This is a genomic window from Streptomyces niphimycinicus, from assembly GCF_018883605.1.
Classification (GTDB): Bacteria; Actinomycetota; Actinomycetes; order Streptomycetales; family Streptomycetaceae; genus Streptomyces; species Streptomyces niphimycinicus.
In genome coordinates this window covers 1-7,796 of record NZ_JAHLEM010000782.1, presented here as the reverse complement: position 1 = coordinate 7,796, position 7,796 = coordinate 1, and the positions used below count along the sequence as shown (strand labels likewise).

Genomic DNA, 7,796 nt, shown 5'->3' with positions numbered 1-7,796 from the left:
CGGTGGCTACCGGCGCGATGACCGTCGCGACGACCGGCCGGGTGGCCCGCGTCGTGACGACAACCGTGGCGGATTCCGCCGTGACGATCGGCGTGATGACCGGTCGGGCGGTCCGCGCCGCGATGACGACCGTGGTGGCTACCGGCGTGATGACCGGGACCGTGGCGGGCGTGACGAGCGGCCTTCGCACCGCCGTGAGGATGACCGTGGCGGGTTCCGCCGGGATGACCGTCGTGACGAGCGGCCTTCGTACCGGCGTGAGGATGACCGTGGCGGGTTCCGCCGGGATGACCGTCGTGACGAGCGGCCTTCGCACCGCCGTGACGACGATCGCGGTGGGTTCCGTGGTGGAGACCGTCGTACGGACGATCGTGGTGGTTTCCGGCGTGATGACCGCCGTGACGAGCGGCGTGATGAGCGGCCGGGCGGTCCGCGCCGCGACGACGACCGTGGCGGGTTCCGCCGGGATGACCGTCGTGACGAGCGGCCTTCGCACCGCCGTGACGACGATCGCGGTGGGTTCCGTGGTGGAGACCGTCGAACGGACGATCGTGGTGGTGTCCGGCGTGATGACCGCCGTGACGAGCGGCGTGATGAGCGGCCGGGCGGTCCGCGCCGCGACGACGACCGTGGCGGGTTCCGCCGGGACGACCGTCGTGACGACCGGCCGCGTGGGCCTCGTCGCGACGATCGGGACGGTGGCTTCCGGGGTGGTCGGGACGACCGCGCGCCGCGTCGTCCGTACGGCCAGGGCGGGGGCCGCGACGACCGTCGCTCCGGCGGCGGTGGTTTCAATCGCCGTGACGACCGCGCCGGGGGCTACGGACGCCGTGATGACCGTGCCGGAGGGTACGGCCGCCGCGATGATCGCGGCCGGGACCGCGATCGCGAGCCGATCAAGCGGCTGCCGATCCCCGATGACGTCACCGGCGAGGAGATCGACAAGAGCGTGCGGCAGGAGCTGATGAGCCTGCCGAAGACCCTCGCCGAGGACGTCGCCAGGAACCTCGTCATGGTCGCCAAGCTGCTGGACGACGAGCCCGAGCAGGCGTACCAGTACGCGCGCGTCGCCCTGCGGCTCGCCTCGCGGGTGGCCGCCGTGCGTGAGGCCGCGGGCTTCGCCTCGTACGGCGTCGGGAAGTACTCCGAGGCGCTCGCGGAGTTCCGCGCCGCGCGCCGGATGACCGGCAACTCCGACCTGTGGCCGGTGATGGCCGACTGCGAGCGCGGCATGGGCCGTCCCGAGCGGGCGCTGGCCATGGCCGGTGAGCCGGAGGTGCAGAAGCTGGACCGGGCCGGTCAGGTCGAGATGCGGATGGTGGCCGCCGGCGCCCGGCGGGATATGGGCCAGGCGGACGCCGCCGTGGTCACCCTCCAGAGCCCGGAGTTGGCCTCGCATTCCATCCAGCCGTGGACCGCCCGGCTGCGTTATGCGTACGCCGACGCGCTGCTGGCGGTCGGCCGCGAGGACGAGGCCCGCGAGTGGTTCGCCAAGGCGCTCGAGGCGGATCAGGGCGGGACCACGGACGCGTCGGACCGGCTCGCCGAACTGGACGGCGTCGAGTTCGTGGACGCGCTGGACCCCGAGCAGGAGGCGGACGAGGCCCTCAAGCCGGTCGCGGAGCCCAAGGCCGAAGAGGTCGAAGAGGCCGAGGTCGAAGAGGCCCAGGCTGACGAGGAGCCCGAGGACGCCGAGGACGAGGTCGAGGAGCTCCAGTCCGACGAGGAGCCCGAGACCGTCGCGTCCGAGGACGGTGAGCCCGAGGACGCCGAGGACGAGGTCGTCGAGCCCGAGCCCGAGGCCGCCGACGACGAGGTCCAGGGCGACGACGTCGAAGACCCGGCCGAGGGCGCCGAACCGGCGGCGGAGGAAAGGTCCGAGGAGCGGGCCGGGCGGCCCGAGAAGGACGGCGACGAGAGCTGATGTCATGAGTGGGGCGGGATCCCGGTTCGGGGTTCCGCCCCACTCGTATGTCCGCGGCCGAAGGGCAAGGGCTCAGCCCAGCGTCAGGCTCCGCAGCACCAGCCCCGTCGCCGGCTTCGGCCCGAAGGACGTCGACTTGTGCGGCATCGCGATGCCCTGCCGCGCCAGTTCGTGCACGATGTCCTCGCTCACCGAATGCATCAGCACCGCCGTACCGCCCAGCCGCTCCGCCTGTTCGACGGCTGCCGCCGGGTCGTGGATGTAGCCGATGTGCTCGGGGGTGTCCGGGACGTTCCACAGATCGTCCAGCAGGGCGTGGTGGAGCACCGTCGCGTCCAGCGTCCGCCATGCCTCCGGTCGTCCCTCCGGGACCGTACGGGCCAGCAGTTCCGGATCCGGCCGGTCCAGGAGGTGGAAGCGGCCGTCCCCGGCCAGCAGGAAGGCGTTCGGCGCGCCGGGCTCGGCGCGGGCCGCCTCGGCGGCCTCGGCGAGTGTCTCCAGGGCGCGCGGCAGCGGGCCGTCGATCGTCCGTACCCGGAAGGCATGCCGCGCCGCCGTGAGCGCGCCGTCCGGTGGCAGTTGGCGCAGCAGCCGGTGGATGGCCCGGACGCGGAGGGGATAGCGGGCGGTGTCGACGAGCAGGACGAGCCCGAAGTCCCAGGGGCCGGGCTCCCGGTGCTCCTCGCGCAGCCGCAGATAGGTGGCCCAGCGGTGGTGGCCGTCGGCGATGAGGGCCTGGTGGTGGCGGAGGTCGGCGGAGACCGCCACGAGGTCGGCGGGGTCCGTGACCCGCCACAGATGGTGGTCGACGCCGTCCTCGGTGGTCGTGGAGAGCAACGGCTCGCGCTGGATGGCGCTTTCGATGACCCGCGCGGCCCCGCCGGTGCCCGCTCCGCCGGTGCCCGGCCCGGCGGCGCCCGGCCCGGCGGCTCCGTCCCCCGAAGTCCCGTTGCCGTTGCCGTTCCCGTTGCCGCGGTAGGCGAGCAGCAGCGGCTCCAGATGGGCGGCCGTCGCGCGCATCAGATCGGCCCGGTCCTCGACGACATGCGGCATGACCTCCTCGTGGGGGAGGACGATGCCCTCCTCACGGGGGCTCAGCCGCAGTGCGCCGATCAGCCCGCGCTGGAGGGTGGGGCCGTCGCGCTGTTCGTAGACGTAGAGCGCGGGTTCGGGGTCCGGGGCGAGTACGCCGTCCGCCTGCCAGCGGCGCAGCGTCTCGGCGGCCTGACGGTGGCGGGCCGCCGGGGAGTCCGCCTGCGGCAGGATCAGCCGGACGATGTTGTAGGGGTCCGCCGTCTCGAGTTGCCGCAGGCCCTCGGGCCGTACGACCACGTCGTAGGGCGGTGAGGTGACGGCGGCGAGGCTGCCGACCCGCTCCGCGACATAGCGCAGCCCCCGGAAAGGGGTGAGCTGGAGACCTTGTCCGCCAGGCCCTGGAATGCTCATCAGTGAATGTTATGCCCCGCGCGGCGATACGCGATGATCGGGGGAGAAGCGCACAGATGAACGAGGAGCTGCCGCCATGAACCAGCCCGTCCGCACCCGGCCCGAGTCCAGCCGGCAGGCGTTGAACGAGGCGTACGACACGGCCCTGCTGGACCTCGACGGGGTGGTGTACGCGGGCGGCGAGGCCATTGACCATGCCGTGGAGTCGCTGGGCACCGCGCGGGACGCCGGGATGCGGCTGGCGTATGTGACCAATAACGCGCTGCGGACGCCGGAGGCGGTGGCCGAGCATCTGACGCGGCTCGGGATGCCCGCCGCCACCGACGATGTGATCACCTCCGCGCAGGCGGTCGCCCGGCTGATCTCCGAGCAGTTGCCCAAGGGGTCGCGGGTGCTGGTGATCGGCGGGGAGGGGCTGCGGGTGGCGCTGCGCGAGCGCGGGCTGACCCCGGTGGACTCGGCTGAGGACGACCCGGCGGCGGTGGTGCAGGGGTACGGCGGGCCGGACATGCCGTGGTCGCGGCTGATGGAGGCGGGGTACGCGGTGGCGCGCGGGGTGCCGTGGTTCGCCTCCAACCTGGATCTGACGATTCCCAGCGGGCGCGGGATCGCCCCGGGCAACGGCGCGGGAGTGGAGGTCGTGCGCATCGTGACGGGCAAGACCCCGCAGGCCGCGGGGAAGCCGCTGCCGCCGATGCACCGGGAGACGATTCTGCGGACCGGCGCGCAGCGGCCGCTGGTGGTCGGGGACCGGCTGGACACCGATATCGAGGGCGCGTACGCGGGCGGCGTGGACTCGCTGCTGGTGCTGACCGGGGTGACCACGCCCGCGGGGCTGCTGGCCGCCGAGCCCGGGCACCGGCCGACGTATGTGGACCGCGATCTGCGGGGGCTGCTCACCCCGCAGCCGGAGGTGGCGCACGACGGGGCGTCCGGCGGTTTCCGGTGCGGGGGTTGGGCCGCGCGGGTCGCCCAGCGCGAGCTGGTGCTGGAGGGCGAGGGCAAGGAGCCGCTGGACGGTCTGCGGGCGCTGTGCGCGGCGGCGTGGTCCGCGGCGGGGGACGGTGTGAGCGAGGCGGATGCGGGGAAGGCGCTGGCACGGCTGGGGTGGTGAGCCGGGCTCGCGCTCCGGGGCACCCGTACGCATGCGACCAGCGGGACTTAGGGTAACCTAACCTGAGTCCTGATCGGCCATGCTGTGAGGTGGAGTTCCGCGTGACCCTGGTCAGTCCGGCGAAAGCCGGGACCGAGACAGCGAGCGCGCCGCCCCGGCGGCGCACCGCGGGCCGTGCGACCGGCCTGGTCGCCTCCCTGGGCGTGCTGCTGGCGATCGCCGCGGCGTCCATCGCGATCGGCGCCAAACCGATTCCGCTGGACCAGGTGTGGCACGGGCTGTTCCACTACACCGGCAGCGACACCGATGTGGTGATCCGGGACGTACGGCTGCCGCGCACCATCCTCGGGCTGCTCGTCGGCGTCGGCCTCGGTCTCGCGGGCGCGGTCATCCAGGCCCTCACCCGCAACCCGCTCGCCGACCCCGGGCTGCTGGGGCTGAACGCGGGCGCGTCCGCCGCCGTCGTCTCGGCCATCAGCTTTCTCGGCGTCACCTCCCTGACCGGCTATGTGTGGTTCGCGTTCCTCGGCACCGCCGTCGTCTCCGTGCTGGTGTACGCGCTCGGCGGCAGCCGGAGCGCCACCCCGGTGCGGCTCGCGCTCGCCGGTACGGCGGTGTACGCGGCGCTCTACGGCTACGTCAACGCCGTTCAGTTGCTGGACAGCGCGGCGCTCGACAAGATGCGCTTCTGGACGGTCGGTTCGCTGGCCTCCGCCAATATGACCGTGGTCCGGCAGGTGACCCCGTTCCTGCTGATCGGTGCGGTGCTCGCGCTCGCGCTCGGCCGTTCGCTCAACGCGGTGGCGCTCGGTGACGACACGGCGCGTGCGCTCGGCACCAACCTCAACCGCACCCGGGCGCTGTCGATGGCCGCCGTCACCCTGCTGTGCGGGGCCGCGACCGCCGCCTGCGGGCCGATCGCGTTCGTCGGGCTGATCGTGCCGCATCTGGTCCGCGCGATCACCGGGCCCGATATGCGCTGGATCCTGCCGTACGCCGCCGTGCTCTCGCCCGTGCTCCTGCTGGGCTCCGATGTGCTGGGGCGGCTGGTCACCCGGCCCGCCGAACTCCAGGTCGGCATCGTCACCACGTTCATCGGCGGGCCCCTGTTCATCTACCTCGTACGCCGCCGAAGGATGGCCCAACTGTGAATGCCGGCAAGCGCACCAGCAAGCGCGGGACGCGCGGGGTCACGCTGCGCACCGCCGGACTCTCGCTGCGTCTGGACGTCCGCGGCGCGGTCGTGGGGCTGCTGCTGCTCGTCGTGGCGCTGGCGATGAGCGTGGTCCTGATCGGCACCGGCGACTTCCCCCTCGGCCCCGCCGATGTGCTGCGCACCCTGGCCGGAAACGGCACCGTGGCCCAGGACTTCATCGTCAACGAACTGCGGCTGCCGCGGATCCTGGTGGGGCTGCTGGTCGGCGCGGCCCTCGGGGTGGGCGGGGCGATCTTCCAGTCCATCTCCCGCAATCCGCTGGGCAGTCCGGACGTGCTCGGGCTCGGCCAGGGCTCGGCGGCCGGGGCGCTCGCCGTGATCGTCCTCCTCAAGGGCGATCCGACCGAGGTGGCCATCGGCGCGCTCGGCGGCGGCCTGCTGACCGGGTTCGCGGTCTACACGCTGGCCTGGCGGCGGGGCGTGCACGGGTACCGGCTGGTGCTGGTGGGCATCGGCACGTCCGCGATGCTCACCGCCGTCAACGGCTATCTGCTCACCAGGGCCGACATCCTGGACGCGACCCGCGCGGTGGTGTGGATCGCCGGATCGCTCAACGGGCGGGACTGGGCCCAGGTATGGCCGCTGGCGTGCGTCTGCGCGGTGCTCCTGCCCGTGGTCCTCGGGCAGGCGCGGAACCTGCGGATGCTGGAGATGGGCGACGACAGCGCGTACGCCCTCGGGGTGCGGGTCGAGCGGACCCGGCTGGTGCTCATGTCCACGGCCGTCGTGTTCACCGCCGCCGCCACGGCCGCCGCCGGGCCCGTCGCCTTCGTGGCACTCGTCGCCCCGCAGCTCGCCCGCAGGCTCACCCGCTCGTCCGGGCCGGGCCTGCTCCCCGCGGCCTGGATGGGCGCCGCCCTGCTGGTCACCGCAGACTGGGCGGCCCAGCGGGCCTTCGGCGCGGACCAGCTTCCGGTCGGGGTGCTGACGGGGATGCTGGGCGGGGCCTATCTGCTGTGGCTGCTGGTGACTGAGCGCAGGGCGGGGCGGATATGAGGGCTGGGGTGGGTTTGCCGCCGGGGCGGGTTGGGCGCTGGGTGGACAGGGTGCTGGGGCCCGGTATGGCGCCGGGGCGGATATGACGACTGTGGGCACGACCCGGACGGAAGGCGACATGGACAAGGACACCCGGCAGACCGTGGCCGACGGCGGCAGCGGAAGTGACGGCGGAAGCGACAGCGGGCGCGGTGGCGGTGGCGGTAGCGGGAGCGACACCGCTCAGGGGCGGCAGCGGCTCATGGCGGAGGGGCTGACCCTCGCCTACGACCGGCGCACGGTCGCCGAGAAGCTGTCCGTGACCATCCCCGACCACTCCTTCACGGTGATCGTCGGGCCGAACGCCTGCGGCAAGTCGACCCTGCTGCGCGCCCTGTCCCGGATGCTCAAGCCGGTGGCCGGATCGGTGCTGCTGGACGGGCAGGCGATCGGCGCGATGCCCGCCAAGAAGGTCGCCCGCACGCTCGGGCTGCTGCCCCAGTCCTCGATCGCCCCGGACGGGATCACCGTCGCGGATCTGGTCGCCCGCGGCCGCTATCCGCACCAGGGGCTGCTGCGGCAGTGGTCGGAGACGGACGAGCGGATCGTCGACGAATCGATGGCGGCGACCGGGGTGGCGGAGCTCGCCGATCGCTATGTCGACGAATTGTCCGGCGGGCAGCGTCAGCGGGTATGGATCGCGATGGCCATCGCCCAGCAGACCCCGCTGCTGCTCCTCGACGAGCCCACGACCTATCTGGACATCCAGCACCAGATCGATGTGCTGGACCTGTGCGCCCAGCTTCACGAGGAGCAGGGCCGCACCCTCGTCGCCGTTCTGCACGACCTGAACCACGCCGCCCGCTACGCCACCCATCTGATCGCGATGCGGGGCGGTGAGGTCGTCGCCGAGGGGGCGCCGGCGGACGTGGTCACGGCGGAGCAGGTGGAGCGGGTCTTCGGGCTGCCGTGCCAGGTGATCGACGACCCGGAGACGGGGACGCCGCTGGTCATCCCGGCCGCCCGCCGGTCCCGTACGGCACGGGCCGGGGCGCCTACGCCGCTGGCGGGCGCGGTGAGCGAGTCCTGAGGGGCCGGGGCCGGGGCTTGGGCCGCGCGGC

6 protein-coding genes and 1 pseudogene are annotated in these 7,796 nt (G+C 73.3%); 6 read left to right on the top strand and 1 reads right to left on the bottom strand.

What is annotated here, in order from left to right; genetic code table 11:
• A pseudogene (locus tag KN815_RS42645) lies at window positions 1–658 on the top strand (hypothetical protein); the annotation flags it as partial.
• Between the two features lie 237 nt (window positions 659–895).
• Complete coding sequence (locus KN815_RS42640; RefSeq protein ID WP_372458624.1) at window positions 896–1,924, top strand: tetratricopeptide repeat protein; 1,029 nt, start codon at window positions 896–898, stop codon at window positions 1,922–1,924.
• Between the two features lie 72 nt (window positions 1,925–1,996).
• Here KN815_RS42640 and KN815_RS42635 read toward each other — a convergent pair whose 3' ends face one another.
• A complete protein-coding gene (locus tag KN815_RS42635) occupies window positions 1,997–3,370 on the bottom strand; it encodes a DUF1015 family protein (RefSeq protein WP_216347138.1) in 1,374 nt (457 codons plus the stop codon).
• A gap of 76 nt (window positions 3,371–3,446) precedes the next feature.
• Between KN815_RS42635 and KN815_RS42630 the strand changes: the two genes are divergently transcribed.
• The 4 genes from KN815_RS42630 (at window position 3,447) to KN815_RS42615 (ending at window position 7,765) form a co-directional block, all read left to right on the top strand.
• The gene (locus KN815_RS42630; RefSeq protein WP_216347137.1) at window positions 3,447–4,484 is read left to right on the top strand and encodes an HAD hydrolase-like protein; all 1,038 of its coding nucleotides are present in this window, start codon (window positions 3,447–3,449) and stop codon (window positions 4,482–4,484) included.
• A 101-nt stretch (window positions 4,485–4,585) separates the two neighbouring features.
• Complete coding sequence (locus KN815_RS42625; protein ID WP_014059724.1) at window positions 4,586–5,635, top strand: FecCD family ABC transporter permease; 1,050 nt, start codon at window positions 4,586–4,588, stop codon at window positions 5,633–5,635.
• Complete coding sequence (locus tag KN815_RS42620; RefSeq protein ID WP_216347136.1) at window positions 5,632–6,696, top strand: FecCD family ABC transporter permease; 1,065 nt, start codon at window positions 5,632–5,634, stop codon at window positions 6,694–6,696. Before KN815_RS42625 ends, KN815_RS42620 begins: the two co-directional genes overlap by 4 nt.
• Window positions 6,697–6,937: 241 nt before the next feature.
• A complete protein-coding gene (locus KN815_RS42615; protein ID WP_216347139.1) occupies window positions 6,938–7,765 on the top strand; it encodes an ABC transporter ATP-binding protein in 828 nt (275 codons plus the stop codon).
• The last annotated feature ends 31 nt before the right edge of the window (window positions 7,766–7,796 follow it).

Coding starts and splice junctions, on each gene's coding strand:
- KN815_RS42615 (WP_216347139.1), top strand. CDS start 6,938: ATGGCGGAGGGGCTGACCCTCGCCTACGACCGGCGCACGGTCGCCGAG.
- KN815_RS42635 (WP_216347138.1), bottom strand. CDS start 3,370: ATGAGCATTCCAGGGCCTGGCGGACAAGGTCTCCAGCTCACCCCTTTC.
- KN815_RS42630 (WP_216347137.1), top strand. CDS start 3,447: ATGAACCAGCCCGTCCGCACCCGGCCCGAGTCCAGCCGGCAGGCGTTG.